The 18,072-nt window shown below is 68.2% G+C and carries 16 protein-coding genes; 11 read left to right on the top strand and 5 right to left on the bottom strand.

The genetic code is table 11. The features are described from left to right. Window positions 1-11 precede the first annotated feature (11 nt). Both C2U31_RS25730 and C2U31_RS25735 read left to right on the top strand, forming a co-directional pair. Window positions 12-1,241, top strand: a complete 1,230-nt coding sequence (locus tag C2U31_RS25730) for an efflux RND transporter periplasmic adaptor subunit (RefSeq protein WP_199770893.1) — start codon at window positions 12-14, stop codon at window positions 1,239-1,241. Between the two features lie 9 nt (window positions 1,242-1,250). Next, on the top strand, window positions 1,251-2,864 hold the full coding sequence (locus C2U31_RS25735; RefSeq protein WP_103275395.1) for a DHA2 family efflux MFS transporter permease subunit: 1,614 nt from the start codon (window positions 1,251-1,253) through the stop codon (window positions 2,862-2,864). 122 nt (window positions 2,865-2,986) lie between these two features. Here the strand turns inward: C2U31_RS25735 and C2U31_RS25740 are convergent, their stop codons facing one another. The 3 genes from C2U31_RS25740 to C2U31_RS25750 form a co-directional block, all read right to left on the bottom strand. Next, on the bottom strand, window positions 2,987-3,973 hold the full coding sequence (locus C2U31_RS25740; RefSeq protein ID WP_103275396.1) for a hypothetical protein: 987 nt from the start codon (window positions 3,971-3,973) through the stop codon (window positions 2,987-2,989). 34 nt (window positions 3,974-4,007) lie between these two features. Beyond that, entirely contained in the window at window positions 4,008-5,075 is a 1,068-nt protein-coding gene (locus tag C2U31_RS25745) for a tartrate dehydrogenase (protein ID WP_103276577.1), read from the bottom strand. 188 nt (window positions 5,076-5,263) lie between these two features. Next, entirely contained in the window at window positions 5,264-6,790 is a 1,527-nt protein-coding gene (locus C2U31_RS25750) for a helicase HerA-like C-terminal domain-containing protein (protein ID WP_199770894.1), read from the bottom strand. A gap of 157 nt (window positions 6,791-6,947) precedes the next feature. Here C2U31_RS25750 and C2U31_RS25755 point away from each other — a divergent pair, with 157 nt between their 5' ends. From C2U31_RS25755 to C2U31_RS25785, 7 genes are all read left to right on the top strand, one after another. Further along, the gene (locus tag C2U31_RS25755; protein WP_103275398.1) at window positions 6,948-7,679 is read left to right on the top strand and encodes a YebC/PmpR family DNA-binding transcriptional regulator; all 732 of its coding nucleotides are present in this window, start codon (window positions 6,948-6,950) and stop codon (window positions 7,677-7,679) included. A gap of 30 nt (window positions 7,680-7,709) precedes the next feature. After that, on the top strand, window positions 7,710-9,011 hold the full coding sequence (purD, locus tag C2U31_RS25760; protein WP_103275399.1) for a phosphoribosylamine--glycine ligase: 1,302 nt from the start codon (window positions 7,710-7,712) through the stop codon (window positions 9,009-9,011). Beyond that, window positions 9,008-9,919 (top strand): oxygen-dependent coproporphyrinogen oxidase, encoded by a 912-nt coding sequence (gene hemF, locus C2U31_RS25765; protein ID WP_103275400.1) that lies wholly within the window; start codon window positions 9,008-9,010, stop codon window positions 9,917-9,919. Before purD ends, hemF begins: the two co-directional genes overlap by 4 nt. After that, window positions 9,916-10,503 (top strand): nicotinate (nicotinamide) nucleotide adenylyltransferase, encoded by a 588-nt coding sequence (gene nadD, locus C2U31_RS25770; protein WP_103275401.1) that lies wholly within the window; start codon window positions 9,916-9,918, stop codon window positions 10,501-10,503. Before hemF ends, nadD begins: the two co-directional genes overlap by 4 nt. A 74-nt stretch (window positions 10,504-10,577) precedes the next feature. After that, window positions 10,578-10,982, top strand: a complete 405-nt coding sequence (gene rsfS, locus C2U31_RS25775; RefSeq protein ID WP_103275402.1) for a ribosome silencing factor — start codon at window positions 10,578-10,580, stop codon at window positions 10,980-10,982. A gap of 7 nt (window positions 10,983-10,989) precedes the next feature. Next, on the top strand, window positions 10,990-11,460 hold the full coding sequence (rlmH, locus tag C2U31_RS25780; RefSeq protein ID WP_103275403.1) for a 23S rRNA (pseudouridine(1915)-N(3))-methyltransferase RlmH: 471 nt from the start codon (window positions 10,990-10,992) through the stop codon (window positions 11,458-11,460). A gap of 22 nt (window positions 11,461-11,482) precedes the next feature. Beyond that, window positions 11,483-12,106, top strand: a complete 624-nt coding sequence (locus C2U31_RS25785; RefSeq protein WP_103275404.1) for a nucleoside triphosphate pyrophosphatase — start codon at window positions 11,483-11,485, stop codon at window positions 12,104-12,106. 4 nt (window positions 12,107-12,110) lie between these two features. Here the strand turns inward: C2U31_RS25785 and C2U31_RS25790 are convergent, their stop codons facing one another. After that, the gene (locus C2U31_RS25790; RefSeq protein WP_103275405.1) at window positions 12,111-13,469 is read right to left on the bottom strand and encodes a dicarboxylate/amino acid:cation symporter; all 1,359 of its coding nucleotides are present in this window, start codon (window positions 13,467-13,469) and stop codon (window positions 12,111-12,113) included. A 290-nt stretch (window positions 13,470-13,759) separates the two neighbouring features. Here C2U31_RS25790 and C2U31_RS25795 point away from each other — a divergent pair, with 290 nt between their 5' ends. Beyond that, window positions 13,760-15,682, top strand: a complete 1,923-nt coding sequence (locus tag C2U31_RS25795; protein WP_103275406.1) for an ATP-binding protein — start codon at window positions 13,760-13,762, stop codon at window positions 15,680-15,682. Continuing rightward, complete coding sequence (locus C2U31_RS25800; RefSeq protein ID WP_103275407.1) at window positions 15,679-17,085, top strand: sigma-54 dependent transcriptional regulator; 1,407 nt, start codon at window positions 15,679-15,681, stop codon at window positions 17,083-17,085. Before C2U31_RS25795 ends, C2U31_RS25800 begins: the two co-directional genes overlap by 4 nt. A 22-nt stretch (window positions 17,086-17,107) precedes the next feature. Here the strand turns inward: C2U31_RS25800 and C2U31_RS25805 are convergent, their stop codons facing one another. Next, window positions 17,108-18,049 carry a pirin family protein gene (locus tag C2U31_RS25805; protein WP_103275408.1) on the bottom strand — a complete coding sequence of 314 codons (942 nt, stop codon included), beginning with the start codon at window positions 18,047-18,049 and terminating at the stop codon, window positions 17,108-17,110. Window positions 18,050-18,072 lie beyond the last annotated feature (23 nt).

The following is an 18,072-nucleotide window of genomic DNA, read 5'->3' on the forward strand; positions in this document are numbered from 1 at the left end:
ATTCAGACGTCATGAACGCTCCCGCTACCAATCCCGCCCGCAAACGCCTGCTGCTGCTCGCGACCGGCGCTTTCGTGCTCATCGCCATCGCCTACGGCATCTGGTGGGCCCTGTTCGGCGCCCATTTCGAAAACACCGACGACGCCTACGTGCACGGCAATCTGGTGCAGATCACGCCGCAGGTGCCCGGCACCATCGTCGCCATCGAGGCCGACGACACCGAAACCGTGAGCGCCGGCCAGCCGCTGGTGCGTCTCGATTCCGCCGACACCGACGTGGCGCTGCAACAGGCCCAGGCCAAGCTGGCCCAGACCGTGCGCCAGGTCCGCACCTATTACGTGCAGAACGATGCGCTGGCCGCCGACGTCGACCTGCGCAGCGCCGACATCGTGCGCGCCCAGGCCGAGCTGGCCCGCGCCCAGAGCGACGTCAGCCGCCGCCAGCAGTTGGCCAAGTCCGGCGGCGTCAGCGGCGAGGAAATCCTGCACGCCGAAGCCGCGCTGAAGTCCGCGCAGTCCGGCCTGGCCCAGGCCAAGGCCGCGCTGGCCGCCGCGCGCGCCAAGCTCGCCACCAACCAGGCGCTGACCCGGGGCACCGACGTGGCCGGGCACCCGGACGTGCAGCAGGCCGTCGCCGGCCTGCGCAATGCCTGGCTGGCGCAATCGCGCACCGTGCTGCCCGCGCCGGTCGGTGGCGTGGTGGCGCGCCGCAGCGCCCAGGTCGGCCAGCGTGTCGCCCCGGGCGCCGCGCTGATGACCGTGGTGCCGCTGGATCAGGTGTGGGTGGAAGCCAACTTCAAGGAAGGCCAGCTGCGCAAGATGCGCATTGGCCAGCCCGTCAAGATGAATGCCGACCTGTACGGCACCTCGGTGACCTACCACGGCACGATCGCCGGCCTGGATGCCGGCACCGGCAGCGCCTTCGCGCTGCTGCCCGCACAGAACGCCACGGGCAACTGGATCAAGGTGGTGCAGCGCGTGCCCGTGCGCATCACGCTCGATCCCGAGGACCTGAAGAAGCACCCGCTGCGCGTGGGCCTGTCGATGGAAGTGGAAGTCGATGTGGGCAAGCAGGACGGCGAACCGCTGACGCAGGCCGAACGCAAGGAACCGGCCTGGTCCACCCGCGCATTTGAGCCGGCGCACGGCGAGATCGACGCCATGGTCGCCAAGATCATCCGTGACAACCTGGACACCAGCGACGCCGTGGCGTCGGCGGCGTCCGCCGGCCCGGCCCGCTGAGGAACCGCCATGAGCACTCCCGCCCAGCCCGAGGCCGGCGGCGCGCCCGCCGCGCCGGCCCGCCCCCCGGGCGCCCACCCGCCGCTGGAAGGCGCGACCCGCATCATCGGGTCCATCGCGCTGTCCACGGCGGTGTTCATGAACGTGCTGGACACCTCGATCGCCAACGTGTCCATTCCCACCATCTCGGGCGACCTGGGCGTGAGCACCAGCCAGGGCACCTGGGTGATCACATCCTTCGCGGTGGCCAACGCCATCACGGTGCCCCTGACCGGCTGGCTCACGCAACGCTTCGGCCAGGTGCGGCTGTTCCTGATGTCGACGCTGCTGTTCGTGCTGGCCTCGTGGCTCTGCGGCTTTTCGCCGTCGCTGGAGGCGCTGATCGCCTTCCGCGTGCTGCAGGGCGCCGTCGCCGGCCCGATGATCCCGCTGTCGCAGGCGCTGATGCTGGCGAGCTTTCCGAAGTCGAAGGCCGGCATGGCGCTGGCGGTCTGGTCCATGACCACGCTGGTGGCGCCCGTGGCCGGGCCCTTGCTGGGCGGCTGGATTTCCGACAACTACACCTGGCCCTGGATCTTCTACATCAACGTGCCGGTCGGCCTGCTGGCCGCCTGGATCAGCTGGCGCATCTACCGCGACCGCGAATCGCCCACGCGCAAGCTGCCCATCGACAAGCTGGGGCTGGTCCTGCTGGTGGTGTGGGTCGGCGCGCTGCAGATCATGCTGGACAAGGGCAAGGAGCTGGACTGGTTCGCCAGCCCCACCATCCTGATCCTGGCGGCGGTGGCCGTCGTGGCCTTCGTGTTCTTCCTGATCTGGGAACTGACCGACGCGCACCCCGTGGTGGACCTGCGTCTGTTCAAGGTGCGCAACTTCACGGTCGGCGCGCTGACGCTGGCCGTGGCCTACGGCGTGTTCTTCGGCAACGTGGTGCTGCTGCCGCTCTGGCTGCAAAGCAACATGGGCTACACGGCCACCTACGCGGGCCTGGTCACCGCGCCGGTGGGGCTGTTGGCCATCCTGCTGACGCCGGTCGTGGGCAAGATGCTGGCCACGCGGGATCCGCGCCAGATCGTCACCGTGGCCTTCCTGATCTTCGCGCTGGTGTGCTTCATGCGCTCGGGCTTCAATACCCAGACCGATGTGCGCACGCTGATGACGCCGACCATCATCCAGGGCGCGGCCATGGCGGCCTTCTTCGTGCCCCTGACCTCGATCACGCTGTCCAGCATCGAGCCCTGGCGCATTCCGGCGGCGTCGGGTCTGTCGAACTTCCTGCGCCTGACGGCGGGGGCCTTCGGCACCTCGATCGCCACCACGCTATGGGAAAACCGCGCCACGATGCATCACGCGCAGCTGACGGAAATCGCGCGGCCCGGACAGGCGGCCTTCGACCAGACGGTCGGCACGCTGCAGAACGGGCTGGGCGTGTCGCACGCGCAGGCGCTGACGCTGGTGGACCGGATGGTCAACACGCAGGCCTTCACCATGTCCGCGGTGGACGTGTTCTATGGCTCGGCGGTGATTTTCCTGCTGTTGACCGGCCTGGTCTGGTTCGCCCGGCCCAAGTCCGCGAAGGCGGGCGGCGGCGGCGCGGCGGAAGCGGCGGCGGGAGCCCACTAGACCCGGCGAGCCGCCTTGGCGGCCACCAGGAATGAACAGACCCGCCCTGGAGGCGGGTCTGTTGCGAATGAGGGCTGATGCGGCCGGGTTCCCGTCGACGACCCGCGCCAGAGTGACGCGGTTCAGGCGGTTTCGTTGCGCTCGACGGCACCGGGCTTGAGCAACTCGCGCCAGTCCTTGCGTTCGATCACGTCCGGCGGCAAGGCGCTGACCGGGGACAGGTTGTATACCGAAAGGCCGCGCTCGGCCCAATGCCTGGCGGCAAACCTGAAGGACGGCTCGATCACGCGGGCGAAATGCCGCGCCAACCGGCTGCTCTGAGGCGACACGCCTTCATCGTAGAAGCGCAGGCCGTTTTCAAGGCTCAGGTCCAGGCCATGCACGTAGAGATTACGGGCGCCATACGAAAACAGCACCTGCAACGCGGCATAGGCCACGGTGTCGGCATCGAACACCCCGAGCGCAGCATTGAAGCTGAAGCCCAGCCCCAGCTCCGCATCCAGCAGGTGCAGGTCCGGGTTCGCCTGGACCATGCGCACCAACGTCGCCGGCGCCGTGCTGCGTTGATAGGCCCGCTCGAGGATGAGCTCGATGATACAGATGCGGCAGCGTATCTCTTCCTGGGGCACGCCCTGGACGATGTAGCGCAGCACCTCGGGCGAGACATACAGCGTCAGGTCGCGCGACACGATCTCGCGCACCAGGGCGATGCGATCGCGCACGAAGTTCTGGTCGATAATGCAGTAATACTTGAACGGCAGGTCGTACTTGTTGGCCAGCACGATCGCGCCGTTCACCCCCATCGCGCACTGGATGTTCATCCGGTCATAGGGGATTTCCGCGATGGAAGGGCCGCTCAGGATCAGATGAACGGTTTCGTCGGAGGGGTCGTATCCTTCGTCCAACGGCGTCACAGGCACTGACCGGCCGAATGCCCGATAACCACTGATGGTTCCCAGCGAATCTCGCTGGATGCGGACAAACGGCCAGAGATGCTGGTTGTGCCGCTGGCTGCGCGAGCGCAGCATGCGGAACAACTTGCGCACGAATCGATCCGCCCGCCCGCCACCAATGTGGCCGGGCGGAGCAGGCGAGATCGCTTGGTCCATTTTCACTCTGTAAAGCCCTTCCTCACTACCTTGCTCAGCGCGCCGAAATCAGCGACGCGATCGCGTCTCCGACCTCGGCGGTGGATGCCGTGCCCTGCATGTCCCGGGTGCGCGGTCCGTCCGCCAGCACGGTCTCGATCGCGCTCACGACGGCGGCGGATGCCTCTGGATAGCCCAGGAAATCCAGCATCAGCGCGCCGCTCCAGATCTGGCCGATCGGATTGGCGATGCCCTTGCCGTAGATGTCGGGCGCCGAACCGTGCACGGGCTCGAACAGGGATGGGAACTTGCGCTCGGGATTCAGGTTGGCCGACGGCGCGATGCCGATGGTGCCCGTGCAGGCCGGACCCAGGTCCGACAGGATATCGCCGAACAGATTGGACGCCACCACGACGTCGAACCAGTCGGGATGCTGCACGAAATGAGCGCACAGGATATCGATATGGTACTTGTCCCAGCGCACGTCGGGATAGCCCTTGGCGATATCGGCCACGCGCTCGTCCCACCAAGGCATCGAGATGGAAATGCCGTTGGACTTGGTGGCTGCGGTCAGGTGCTTGCCGCGCTTCTGGGCCAGGTCGAACGCGAACTTCAGCACGCGGTCGGCGCCAACACGGGTGAACACACTTTCCTGGATCACCACCTCGCGCTCGGTGCCCTCGAACAGGCGGCCGCCGCTATTGGAGTATTCGCCCTCGGTGTTTTCGCGGACGATGTAGAAATCGATCTCTCCGGGCTTGCGATTAGCCAGCGGCGAAGGCACGCCGGGCATCAGACGCACGGGACGCAAATTGATGTACTGATCGAATTCGCGGCGGAACTTGAACAGCGAACCCCACAGCGCCTCGTGGTCGGGCACCGTGGCCGGCCAGCCGATCGAGCCGAAGAAAATCGCTTCGTGCTGACCAATCTGCGCGCGCCAGTCGTCCGGCATCATTTTGCCGTGCTTCGCGTAATAATCGCAGCTCCAGTCGAAGTGGTCCCACTGGAATCCGATATCGAATCGCGCCGCGACCGCATCCAGCACTTTCAGGCCTTCGGGCACGACTTCCTTGCCTATGCCGTCTCCCGGAAGCACCGCGATCTTGTGTTTCTTAGCCACCAATTTTTTCCCTTTGATTCTCGGTATATACCGCCCAAGATCATAGGCATAAATTATAGTGGCGCAATACCCCTGGTTACAAAAACTCCGGATATTTCCGGGAAACCGGCCACAAAAATCCCGTTTCAGACTATTGCGTATGACAGCGCATTGTCAGGTAGGACGGCTCCGCCAATCCTCCCGCAACGTCAGCGGCGCCCCTTCGAGCCAAGCAACGATCCCAGGATGCCTCGCGCCAGTTCCCGGGCGACCGTGCGGACGGTGCTCTTGGCCATCGTCTGGACCACCCCGTCGCGCTTGCCGCCCCTGGGGCCGGTCGATCCGAACAGCACTTCGTTCAGGCCCTGCATGAAGCCGCCCTCCTCGCCAGCCGGCGCCTGCCCGCCCGCTGGCGCGCCGGGCGCGGCCGCGCCGCCGCCATTCTGGCCAGCGGGAGCCGATGCCCGGCCCGCCAGCACCTCATAGGCGGATTCGCGGTCGATCGCCTGCTCGTACTTGCCCGACAAGGGATTGGCCCGGCGCAACGCCTGGCGCTCGGCATCCGTGGCCGGCCCGATGCGGCTGGCCGGCGGCACGATCCAGGCGCGCTCGGTGGGCTGCGGCCGCCCCTTGGCGTCCAGCAAGGACACCAGGGCCTCGCCGACGCCCAGTTCGGTGATGGCGGCCTCGATATCCAGCCCGGGATTGGGACGCATGGTCTGCGCCGCCGTCTTGACGGCCTTCTGGTCACGCGGCGTGAAGGCGCGCAGCGCGTGCTGGACGCGGTTGCCCAGCTGACCCAGCACCGTGTCGGGAATATCCAGCGGGTTCTGGGTGACGAAATACACCCCGACGCCCTTTGATCGGACCAGGCGAACCACCTGCTCGATCTTGGTCAGCAGGGCTTGCGGCGCGTCGGTGAACAGCAGATGGGCCTCGTCGAAGAAGAAGACCAGCTTGGGCTGTTCCATGTCGCCCACTTCCGGCAGCTTTTCGTACAAGTCGCCCAGCAGCCAGAGCAGGAAGATCGCGTACAGGCGCGGCGCCTGCATGAGTTTGTCGGCGGCCAGCACGTTGACGATGCCGCGTCCCTGGGCGTCGGTGCGCATCAGGTCGGCCACATCGAGCATGGGCTCGCCGAAGAACTTCTCGGCCCCCTGCGACTCCAGCGTCAGCAGGCTGCGCTGGATCGCGCCCACGCTGGCGGCCGACACGTTGCCGTAACGGGTCTTTAACTCGGCGCTGCGGTCGGCCACGTTCTGCAGCATGGCGCGCAGGTCCTTCAGGTCCAGCAGCAGTTGGCCTTCGTCGTCGGCGACCTTGAACACCAGCGCCAGCACGCCTTCCTGGGTGTCGTTCAGTTCCAGGATGCGCGCCAGCAGCAGCGGCCCCATGTCGGAAATGGTGGCCCGGACCGGCGCGCCCTGCTCGCCGAACACGTCCCACAGCGCCACCGGGCTGGCGGCCCAGGCCGGCTCGGCCAGGCCCAGGCTCTTGAGCCGTTCCTGCAACTTGGGAGAGGCCGCGCCCGCCTGGGAAACGCCGGTCAGGTCGCCCTTGACGTCGGCCATGAACACCGGCGTGCCGATGCGGGAAAACGATTCCGCCAGCACCTGCAGGGTGACGGTCTTGCCGGTCCCCGTCGCGCCGGTGATGCAGCCATGCCGGTTTGCCAAGGCCGGCAGCAGGGCCAGTTCCGTCTGCGCGTTCTTGGCGATGAGGATGGGGTTGGGCATGGACGACTCCGGACCGGTTGAAACAGATGCCCAAGTGTAGAGCCTGCCGGCGGGCTTGTGCGCGTGGCCGGACGGACACAACCGGCGCGCGGCCGGGCGCGCGCCGCGCCGGCACGGTAAAATGCTCGCCTTCAAAGACCTTTTATCCTGGAACGCTATGGCCGGACACAGCAAATGGGCCAATATTCAACACCGCAAGGGCCGTCAAGACGCCAAGCGGGGCAAGCTCTGGACCAAGATCATCCGTGAAATCACGGTGGCGGCCCGTGCCGGCGGCCCCGACCCGGACAGCAATCCGCGGCTGCGCATGGCCTGGGACAAGGCGACCGACGCCAACATGCCCAAGGACAACATCCAGCGCGCCATCCAGCGCGGCGCCGGCGGCGCCGACGGCGAAGCCTACGAGGAAGTCCGCTACGAGGGCTACGGCATCGGCGGCGCGGCGGTGATCGTCGACTGCATGACCGACAACCGCACCCGCACCGTGGCCGAAGTGCGCCACGCCTTCGCCAAGAACGGCGGCAACCTGGGCCAGGAAGGCTCGGTCGCCTTCATGTTCAAGCATTGCGGCCAGTTCGTGTTCGCCCCCGGCACCCCGGAAGACAAGGTCATGGAAGCCGCCCTGGAAGCGGGCGCCGAGGACGTGACGACCGATGACGAAGGCGTGATCGAAGTGATCAGCGCGCCGGCCGATTACGCCGCCGTGCGCAAGGCCTTCGACGCCGCCGGCCTGAAGGCCGAGATGGACGGCATCGTCATGAAGGCCCTGAATGAAACCGAGCTGGCCGGGGAAGACGCCATCAAGATGCAGAAACTGCTCGACGCCCTGGAAGGCCTGGACGACGTGCAGGAAGTCTATACGACCGTCGTTTTCGACGAAGCGCAGTAAGCCGCAAGCAACCTTCAGAACCACGCAATAATGAAACTCCTGGTAATTGGCTCGGGCGGCCGCGAACATGCCCTCGCATGGCGGCTGGCCCGCTCCCCGCGCGTACACAAGGTCTACGTCGCGCCGGGCAACGGCGGCACCCAGCGCGCCGAGCAGATGGAAAACATCGCGCTCACCAATGCCGAGGAGCTGGCCGATTTCGTCCAGCGCGAAGGCATCGCGCTGACCGTGGTCGGCCCCGAGGCTCCGCTGGCGGCCGGCGTCGTCGACGTGTTCCGCGCGCGCGGCCTGAAGATCTTCGGTCCCACCAAGGCGGCCGCGCAGCTGGAAAGCTCGAAGGACTACGCCAAGGCCTTCATGGTCCGCCACAACATCCCGACGGCGCGCTACGAGACCTTCACCGACCCGGCCCGCGCGCACGCCTACATCGACGCGGAGGGCGCCCCCATCGTCATCAAGGCCGACGGCCTGGCCGCCGGCAAGGGCGTGGTGGTGGCTGCGACGCTGGAAGAGGCCCACGCGGCGGTCGACGCCATGCTGGGCGACGGCTCCATGGGCGAGGCCGGCGCGCGCGTCGTGATCGAGGAATGCCTGGTCGGCGAGGAAGCCAGCTTCATCGTCATGTGCGACGGCCGCAACGTGCTGGCGCTGGCCACCAGCCAGGACCACAAGCGCCTGCAGGACGGCGACCAGGGCCCCAACACCGGCGGCATGGGCGCCTATTCGCCCGCCCCCATCGTCACGCCCGAGCTGCACCACCGCATCATGCGCGAGATCATCCTGCCGACCGTGCAGGGCATGACGCGCGACGGCATCCCGTACACCGGCTTCCTGTACGCCGGCCTGATGATCGCCCCCGGCGATGATCCGGACCGCGCCATCAAGACGCTGGAATTCAACTGCCGCATGGGCGACCCGGAAACCCAGCCCATCATGATGCGCGTCAAAAGCGACCTGCTCGACGCGCTGGAGCACGCGGTGGACGGCACGCTCGACCAGGCCGACATCACCTGGGACCGCCGCACCGCGCTGAGCGTGGTGCTGGCCTCGCACAACTACCCCAACACGCCGCGCACCGGCGACGTCATCAAGGGCCTGCCGGCCGACGCCGAGGACTGCATGGTGTTCCATGCCGCCACGCGCCTGGAAGGCGATGAAGTCCAGACCACCGGTGGCCGCGTGCTGTGCGTGACGGCGTTGGGCGACTCGGTCAAGATGGCCCGCGACCGCGTGTACGAGGCGATCGACGGTATCCACTTCGACGGCCGCCAGTACCGCAGCGACATCGGCTGGCGCGCGCTCAAGCCCTCCCAGCAGAAAACCGGCCGATGAGCGCCCTGCCCGTCACCGATGTCCGGGACTATCTGACCGGGCTGCAGTCCCGCATCGTCGGCGCGCTGGAAGACGCGGAGGGCGCCGCCTTCCGCAGCGACTCCTGGACCCGCGCCGAAGGCGGCGGCGGGCTGTCGCGCCTGATCGAGGGCGGCGCGCTGTTCGAGCGCGCCGGCGTGCTGTTCAGCCACGTCAAGGGCTCGCAGCTGCCGCCGTCGGCCAGCGCGCACCGGCCCGAGCTGGCCGGCCGCCCCTGGGAAGCCATGGGCGTGTCCATGGTGCTGCATCCGCGCAACCCCTATGTGCCGACCACGCACATGAACGTGCGCATGTTCCTGGCCGCGGCCCGTCCCGGCCATGACGAAAGCGACGTCTTCTGGTTCGGCGGCGGCATCGACCTGACGCCGTACTACCCGTTCGAGGAAGACGCCCGCCATTTCCACGCAACCTGTCGGGACGCGCTGGCGCCGCACGGCGCGGACTACTATCCGCGCTACAAGCGCTGGTGCGACGAGTACTTCTTCCTGAAGCACCGTAACGAGACGCGCGGCGTCGGCGGCATCTTCTACGACGATCTCAACGCGCCCGGCTTCGACGCCTCGTTCGCGCTGACGCGCTCGGTCGGCGACGCCTTCCTGCCGGGCTACATGCCCATCGTCGAACGCCGTCGCGGCCTGACCTACGGCGAGCGCGAGCGCGACTTCCAGGCCTACCGGCGCGGCCGCTACGTCGAATTCAACCTGGTGTTCGACCGAGGCACGCTGTTCGGCCTGCAATCGGGCGGACGCACGGAATCCATCCTGCTGTCCATGCCGCCCATGGCGCATTGGCGCTACGACTGGCAGCCGCAGGCGGGCACGCCCGAGGCCGAGCTGGCGGCCTACCTGACGCCACGGGACTGGGCGTGAAGCGTATCGGGCTCCTGGGCGGCAGTTTCGACCCCGTCCATCTGGCGCACGTGGCGCTGGCGCAAAGCGCGCTGTCGGCGCTGGCGCTGGAACAGGTGCAACTGATCCCCACCGCCAATCCCTGGCAGCGCGAGGCGCTGCAAGCGACCCCGGCGCAGCGCCTCGACATGCTGGCGCTGGCCATCGCGGACCAGCCCGGCCTGGCCGTCAACCCCATCGAGATCGAGCGGGGCGGCGCCACCTACACCATCGACACCCTGCGCGCCCTGCCCGGCGATGCCCGCTACGTCTGGCTGCTGGGCGCCGACCAGCTGGCCAACTTCTGCACCTGGCGCGCCTGGGACGAAATCGCCGAGCGCGTGGACATGGCCGTGGCGGTCCGTCCCGGCACGCCGCTGGCGCCGCCCGCCGAACTGGCGGCGCGCCTGCGGGAGCTGGGTCGCGGGCTGCAATCCCTGCCCTTCGCGCCCATGGCCGTGTCCGCCTCGGAAATCCGCCGCCGCCTGGCCAAGGGCGAATCCACGGCGGGCATGCTGGCCGAGCCCGTGGCCGCGTATATTGCGGCGCACAATCTCTACCGATAATCCTCCCGCCCGCCGGGCGCGATCGCCGTGAATATCGGTTCCGGCCATCCGCCCGCGGGTTATTATTCGCAGCTATGGATATACAGAAACTCCAACGCGCCGTCATCGATGCCCTCGAAGACGTCAAGGCGCAAGACATCAAAGTCTTCAACACCACGCACCTCACCAGCCTGTTCGACCGGGTGGTGATCGCCAGCGCAACCTCCAACCGGCAAACCCGCGCCCTGGCGTCCAGCGTCGCCGACCGTGGCCGCGCCATGGACCTGTCCGGCATCACCATCGAAGGCGAGGACACCGGCGAGTGGGTCGTGGTCGACCTGGGCGACGTGGTCGTGCACATCATGCAGCCCGCCATCCGCCAGTACTACAACCTGGAAGAGATCTGGGGCGGCAAGCCGGTGCGCGTCAAGCTGCTGCCGGAATCCACCCGCGCCGCCCCCGTCGCCGGCAGCAACGCCTACGACGGCGTGGACGACTGAGTCCGCCGTGAAACTCATCGTCGCGGCCGTCGGCACGCGCATGCCCGACTGGGTCGAGACTGCCTGGAACGATTACGCCAAGCGGCTGCCGCCGGACTGCGCGCTGGAACTGCGCGAAATCAAGCCCGAGCCACGCACCAGTGGCAAGACGCCGGCGCAGATGATGGCGGCGGAAGCCAAGCGCATCGATGCCGCCCTGCCCCCGGGCGCGCTGCGCCTGGCGCTGGACGAGCGCGGTCGCGACCTGACCACGGTCGCGCTGTCGCAAAAGCTGGAACAATGGCGCGCGGGCGGCCAGGACGTGGCCTTCCTGGTGGGCGGCCCCGATGGCCTGGACGCCGAGCTGAAGGCGTCCTGCGGCGGGCAGATCCGCCTGTCGTCGCTGACCCTGCCGCACCCCATGGTGCGGGTGGTCCTGGCCGAGCAGCTCTACCGCGCCTGGGCCATCATGACCAACCATCCCTATCACCGCGCCTGACTCCGGGCGCGGCCAGCCCCGCATGGACCTGACCTCGACTTCCGGCGCGCCCGCGCGCATCTACCTGGCGTCCGCTAGCCCCCGGCGCCGCGAGCTGCTGACCCAGATGGGCGTGGCGCACGAGGTGCTGCAGGTGCCGGCTCCGCCCGGCGAGGACGAACCCCAGCACGCGGGCGAAAGCGCCACCGACTATGTGGTCCGCACCGCCAGGGAAAAGGCCCTGCGCGGACGCGACTGGATGCAGGCCCAGGGCCTGGCGCCGCTGCCCCTGCTGTCGGCCGACACCACGGTGATCCTGGCGGGCGCCGTGCTCGGCAAGCCCGCCGACCGCGCCGATGCCGAACGCATCCTGCGCGCCCTGTCCGGCGCCACGCATGAAGTCCGCACCGCGGTGGCGCTGTGGGCCGGCGACGGCCTGCGGGAAGCCGTCTCGGTCACGCAAGTCAGCATGCGTGCACTGGACGCGGAAGACATCGCGCGCTATTGCGACAGCGGCGAGCCCTATGGCAAGGCCGGCGCCTATGGCGTCCAGGGACTGGCCGGCGCCTTCGTCGCCAGCCTGTCGGGCAGCTATACCGGCGTGATGGGCCTGCCGGTATTCGAGACCGCGGCATTGCTGCGCGCGGTCGGCATCCGCATTCCCTGACCCGTCAGCCCTGCTGCGCCGGTGCCGGCACCGCCAGGCTCTGGCCTTGCTGCTGCGGCGCTTCGCCGGGCGACGGCAAATCCTGGCCGTCCAGCGCCCGTTCCAGCTGCCCGCGGTCGAGTTCGCCTTCCCAGCGCGCCACCACCACGGCGGCCGTGGCATTGCCGACCAGGTTGGTCAGCGCGCGGCATTCGGACATGAAACGGTCCACGCCCAGGATCAGCGCCATGCCGGCGACCGGCACGCTGGGCACCACCGACAGCGTGGCCGCCAAGGTGATGAAACCCGCGCCCGTCACGCCCGCCGCGCCCTTGGAGCTCAGCATCGCCACCAGCAGCAGAAGGATCTGATCGCCCAGCGACAGCGGAATATCGCAGGCCTGCGCGATGAACAGCGCCGCCATGGTCATGTAGATATTGGTGCCGTCCAGGTTGAACGAATAGCCGGTCGGCACCACCAGCCCGACCACGGACTTCGAACACCCGGCCTTCTCCATCTTCTGCATCAGCGTCGGCAGCGCGGCTTCCGAGGAGCTCGTGCCCAGCACCAGCAGCAGCTCTTCGCGGATGTAGCGCACCAGCTTCAGGATGGAAAAACCGTTGTAGCGCGCCACCGCGCCCAGCACGATCACCACGAACAACACCGAGGTGGCGTAGAACGTGCCCACCAGCATGGCCAGATTGACCACCGACTTGATGCCGTACTTGCCGATGGTGAAGGCCATGGCGCCGAACGCGCCGATCGGCGCCGCCTTCATCAGGATGGCGACCAGCTTGAAGATGGGCTGGGCCAGCGCCGTCAGAAAGTTCAGCACCGGTTTGCCGCGCTCGCCGACCTGCGCCAGCGCGATGCCGAACAACACCGCGACGAACAGCACCTGCAGGATGTCGCCGCCGACGAAGGGGCTGAAGATGGTCGTCGGGATGATGTTCATCAGGAAGCCGGTGATGGTCGAGTCATGGGCCTTGGCCACATAGCCCGACACCGCCTTGGTGTCCAGCGTCTTGGGGTCGATGTGCATGCCGGCGCCCGGCTGCACGATATGGCTGACCACCATGCCGACCACCAGGGCCAGCGTCGAGAACACCAGGAAGTACAGCATGGCCTTGCCTGCCACGCGGCCGACCTTCTTCAGGTCGCTCATGGCGGCGATGCCGGTGGCCACGGTCAGGAAGATGACGGGCGCGATGATCATCTTCACCAGCTTGATGAAGCCGTCGCCCAGCGGTTGCATGGACTGTCCCAGCTCAGGCTTGTAGTGGCCGAGCAGCATGCCGACCACGATGGCGAAAAGCACCTGCACGTACAGGACTTGATAGAACTTCAGCTTGCGCGCGGGCGCGCCTTGATCAGTGTCGATCATGGGTTTTGTCCCCACCAGGGCCCCAGCTCCGCGCGATTCAGCAGCACGGGCGGCGGGGCGTTATCTCTTTTATGGTCGCCCCGCATGGGGAGGCGGCCGATTTCACCGCGCGGACGCGCCACGGGCTTGTCCTTTCTTATGCAAACGGCGTGCCAACCTGCCTGGGCACACAAAAACATTCCAACCCATTGAAAAACAAGGATTTTCTTTTTTTCCAATGAACATCGGCGGATCCTGGCTGCGAAAGTCCGCACAAGCCGGAGATAAAATGTGCGAAAAACCGCACAACCATGTCCGATTCCACCGCCACCCCGCGCATCGAGCCGCCCGCCAGCAAGCCGGGCATGGGCTGGCCCGCGCGCATCACGCTGGCGTTGCTGCTCATCGGCGCCATCTTCGCCGTGCTGCATCTGGCCACCGGCTGGGCGCGCGAAGGCGCGCTGCGGGAGGCGGCCCAGCTGGCGCGCAACGCCAGCCAAATCAACGCCGCCCTGCTGCGCAACAACCTGGACAAATTCCGCGCGCTGCCCTTCGTGCTGACGCGCGATGTGGACCTGCGCGCGGCGCTGCTGGATCCCGTGCCGGCCCAGATCGGGCCGCTCGATGAAAAACTCGAAGCCCTGAGCCGCGGCGTAGGCGCGGCGGCCATCTACGTGCTGGACCGCACGGGCTACGCCATCGCCGCCAGCAACTGGCGCGAGCCGGCCAGCTTCGAGGGCGTGGACTACCAGTTCCGGCCGTATTTCCGTGGCGCGGTCGCGCATGGCTCGGCCGAGCACTTCGCGCTCGGCACCATCAGCCACGAAGCCGGCCTGTACCTGTCGCGCCGCGTCGACGCGCCGGACGGCGGCATGCTCGGCGTGGTGGTGCTGAAGGTGGATTTCCGCGAGCTGGAGGCCGACTGGCGCCAGTCCAACGCGCCGATCTTCGTCACCGACGAACACGGCGTGGTCCTGCTGGGCAGCCTGCCTCAATGGCGCTTCGACGTGCTGGCGCCGCTATCCGAAGAGCTGGCGCAGCGGCTGCGCACCAGCCTGCAATTCGGCGACGCCCGCTTCCAGTCCGTGCCGATCAGCCCGCCGCTGCAGACCAGCAGCACGGGAACGCTGGTGCGCGCGGACGTGGCCCTGCCGCAGATACCGGCCGGCTCGCCGCTGCTGCACACCACGCTGCCCATCACCGAATCGCCGGGATGGACGCTGCACCTGCTGTCGCCGGTGCAGTCCGCGCTGAACCGCGCCAGCGCCAATGCCCAGCTGGGCGCGCTGCTGGCGCAAAGCCTGCTGGCCGCCATCGTCGGCGTGCTGCTCTACCGCCGGCACCGAGGCCATGAGCACACCCGGCAGCAGACCGCCATCCGCCAGCAGCTCGCCGACCAGGTGCACGAACGCACGGCGCAGCTGCGGCTGGCCAACGACCGGCTGCTCGGCGAAATGGACGAACGCCAACGCGCCCAGGCGCGGCTGCACACGCTGCAGGATGAGCTGGTCCAGGCCAGCAAGCTGGCCTTGCTGGGACAGGTGGCCGCCGGCGTCGCGCACGAAATCAACCAGCCTGTCGCCGCCATCCGCAGCTACGCGGACAATGCCGCCGAATTCCTGCGCCGCCAGGATCCGGAGACCGCGCGCGAGAACCTGGAATCCATCGCCTCGCTCACGGAACGCATCGGCCATATCACCGGCGAGCTGCGCGCCTTCTCGCGCAAGGCCAGCACGCAGGTCGCGCCGATCAGCCTGGGCGCGGCGCTGGACGGCGCGCTGCTGCTGGCCGGCCCGCGCGCCGCGCGGCAGGGCGTGGCGCTGCATCGGCCGGCCGCCGGCCAGGATGCGCGGGTGCTGGCCGACCGCATCCGGCTGGAGCAGGTGCTGGTCAATCTGCTGCAGAACGCGCTGGACGCTCTGGGCGGTCAGCCCGGCGGCCGCATCACCCTGGCCTTGCGCGACCAGGGCGAGCGGGTGCAGCTCTATTTCCATGACAACGGACCGGGCCTGAGCGCCGAAGCGCTGGCCGGCCTGTTCACGCCCTTCCACACCACCAAGCCCGAGGGCCTGGGACTGGGGCTGGTGATCTCCCGCGACATCGTCGCCGAATTCGGCGGCGAGCTGCGCGCGGCGGATGCCACGGACCCGGAGTTCCCCGCGCCCCACGGCCCCGGACGCGGCGCCCTGTTCATCCTGACGCTGCGCAAGGCGTCCCCCCTTCCCGCATCATGAGCCGATCCGCCTCTTCCGCGCCGCCATCCGGCGCCGCCGCCCTGCCCGCCAAACCCGCCGTGCGCGTGGTCTTCATCGACGACGACGCCGAGCTGCGCCGCGCCAACAGCCAGACGCTGAAGCTGCATGGCTTCCAGGTGGAGGCCCATGCCAGCGCCCGCGCCGCGCTGCCCGTGCTGACGCGCGCGTTCGACGGCGTGGTGGTGACCGACATCCGCATGCCGGACATGGACGGGCTGCAACTGTTCCAGCGGCTGCGCGACCTCGACGCCGAAATCCCCGTCATCCTGATCACCGGCCATGGCGACATCGCCACCGCCGTCCAGTGCATGCGCGAGGGCGCCTATGACTTCCTGGCCAAGCCCTATCCCGCCGAGCGCCTGATCGCCACCATCGGCCATGCCGCCGAGAAGCGCAGGCTGGTGCAGGAAAACCGCCGCCTGCAGGAAGCGGCCTTCGCCTCGGGCGCCGACGCGGAGCCATTCATCGGCAATACCCCGGCCATGCTGCGGATCAAGCAGACGCTGCGGCATATCGCCGACGCCGACGTGGACGTGCTGGTGGAAGGCGAGACCGGCACCGGCAAGGAAGTGGTCGCCAGCGCACTGCATCGTCTGAGCCGCCGACGCCAGCACGAACTGGTGGCGATCAACTGCGGCGCGCTGCCCGAAAGCGTGATCGAGAGCGAGCTGTTCGGCCATGAGGCGGGCGCCTTCACCGGCGCCCAGAAGAGGCGCATCGGCCGCATCGAGCATGCCAGCGGCGGCACGCTGTTCCTCGATGAGATCGAGAGCATGCCCCTGAACATCCAGGTCAAGTTCCTGCGCGTGCTGGAAACCCGCCAGATCACGCCGCTGGGCACCAACGACGTGCGCAGACTGGACCTGCGGGTGGTCGCGGCCACCAAGGAAGACCTGGGCAGCGCGCTGGCGCGCCCGCATTTCCGCGAAGACCTGTTCTATCGCCTGAACGTCGTCACCATCCGGATCCCGCCGCTACGCGAACGGCGCGACGACATTCCGCTGCTGTTCGCGCACTACCTGGGCATCGCCTCGCGGCGCTTCCAGCGCGACATCCCCGACCTGCCGGCGCAGGTCCGGCAGCATCTGCTGGAACACGCCTGGCCCGGCAACGTGCGCGAGCTGGCCCACTTCGCCGAGCGCGTCGTGCTGGGCGTGCATGGCGGCACGCCGCTGTCGGCGCCGCAGCCTGCCGGTGCGGGCAGCCTGCCGGAAAGGGTGGAACGCTTCGAGGCGCAACTGATCCGCGACGCGCTGGCCGTCAACCATGGCGATATCAAATCCACGCTGGAAGCCCTGGGCATTCCGCGCAAGACGTTCTACGACAAGCTTCAACGCCATGGCATAGACCGCCAGGAATACACCGGCGGCGCGTTGGAATAGCGGCGCCGCCGCGGCGGCCGGCTCAGCCCGCGCCGGCCGGCTCCGCGGGCCTGCCCGGCGCCGCCCCGTCATCTCGGATCCGTCCGAAATCGCCCGCGTCGTAGGCCCGCATGGCCTCTTCCAGCGCGCGCTGCGAAGCCATCACGAATGGGCCGCGCTGGATCACGGGCTCGTCGATGACGGGCCCGGCGATCAGGACGATGTGCGCCGGCGCCCGGCCGGCGATCAGCAGCAGCATGCCGTCGCCGTCGGCAGAGGCCGCCACGGCCGAACCCGTATGCAGGACGGCGAAGTCCGGATCCTCCCCCTGCCGCCTGGCGGCCGGCGCCGCGCCGGGCCCGAGCTGGTGGCGCGCGCGCAGGCCCAGGTCGCCCTGCACCGCGTAGACCCAGGCATTCCAGCCGTCGGGCAGCGGCACCAGGCGAGTGGCGCCGGGGCGCAGCCAGATGTCCAGGATCAGCAGCGGCTCGGGACCCAGCGGCGGCGACTCCCAGCCGTCATAGGCGCCCGACACCACGCGCACCCGGCCCGCGTCGCTCTGGATGATGGGCATTTCCCAGGCGCGCAGCAGCGACGTCGCCGGAGGCAGCCCTTTCAGACGCTCGGGCAGGTTCACGAACATCTGCAGACCGTTGAGCCGGGCCGGGCCGACCGGCTGCTGCGTATGCACGATCCCCTTGCCGGCCAGGGTCCAGTGCAGGTCGCCCGCGCGGATCTCGTGGTCGTTGCGCACGCTGTCCAGGCTTTGCATCACGCCCTGGCTGTCCTCGAACAACAGCGTCACCGCGGAAATGCCGGCGTGCGGATGCGGCGCGAAGGTCGGACCCGTCATCACGAAATGGTCCACCAGCACCAGCGGCGACATGCCCAGGGGGAAATCGGTGTGGCGGAACTGGCGGATGGAACAGGCCTCGCCGACCGGCTGGGCCTGGCTGGCGACCAGCGGGCTGAGAAGAATCGTCAAGAATATGCTGCCTGATTGTTGCG

The sequence above is a fragment of the Achromobacter sp. AONIH1 genome (genome assembly GCF_002902905.1).
GTDB lineage: Bacteria > Pseudomonadota > Gammaproteobacteria > Burkholderiales > Burkholderiaceae_B > Achromobacter.

Coding starts and splice junctions, on each gene's coding strand:
- C2U31_RS25730 (WP_199770893.1), top strand. CDS start 12: ATGAACGCTCCCGCTACCAATCCCGCCCGCAAACGCCTGCTGCTGCTC.
- C2U31_RS25735 (WP_103275395.1), top strand. CDS start 1,251: ATGAGCACTCCCGCCCAGCCCGAGGCCGGCGGCGCGCCCGCCGCGCCG.
- C2U31_RS25740 (WP_103275396.1), bottom strand. CDS start 3,973: ATGGACCAAGCGATCTCGCCTGCTCCGCCCGGCCACATTGGTGGCGGG.
- C2U31_RS25750 (WP_199770894.1), bottom strand. CDS start 6,790: ATGCCCAACCCCATCCTCATCGCCAAGAACGCGCAGACGGAACTGGCC.
- C2U31_RS25755 (WP_103275398.1), top strand. CDS start 6,948: ATGGCCGGACACAGCAAATGGGCCAATATTCAACACCGCAAGGGCCGT.
- purD (WP_103275399.1), top strand. CDS start 7,710: ATGAAACTCCTGGTAATTGGCTCGGGCGGCCGCGAACATGCCCTCGCA.
- hemF (WP_103275400.1), top strand. CDS start 9,008: ATGAGCGCCCTGCCCGTCACCGATGTCCGGGACTATCTGACCGGGCTG.
- rsfS (WP_103275402.1), top strand. CDS start 10,578: ATGGATATACAGAAACTCCAACGCGCCGTCATCGATGCCCTCGAAGAC.
- C2U31_RS25785 (WP_103275404.1), top strand. CDS start 11,483: ATGGACCTGACCTCGACTTCCGGCGCGCCCGCGCGCATCTACCTGGCG.
- C2U31_RS25790 (WP_103275405.1), bottom strand. CDS start 13,469: ATGATCGACACTGATCAAGGCGCGCCCGCGCGCAAGCTGAAGTTCTAT.
- C2U31_RS25795 (WP_103275406.1), top strand. CDS start 13,760: ATGTCCGATTCCACCGCCACCCCGCGCATCGAGCCGCCCGCCAGCAAG.
- C2U31_RS25800 (WP_103275407.1), top strand. CDS start 15,679: ATGAGCCGATCCGCCTCTTCCGCGCCGCCATCCGGCGCCGCCGCCCTG.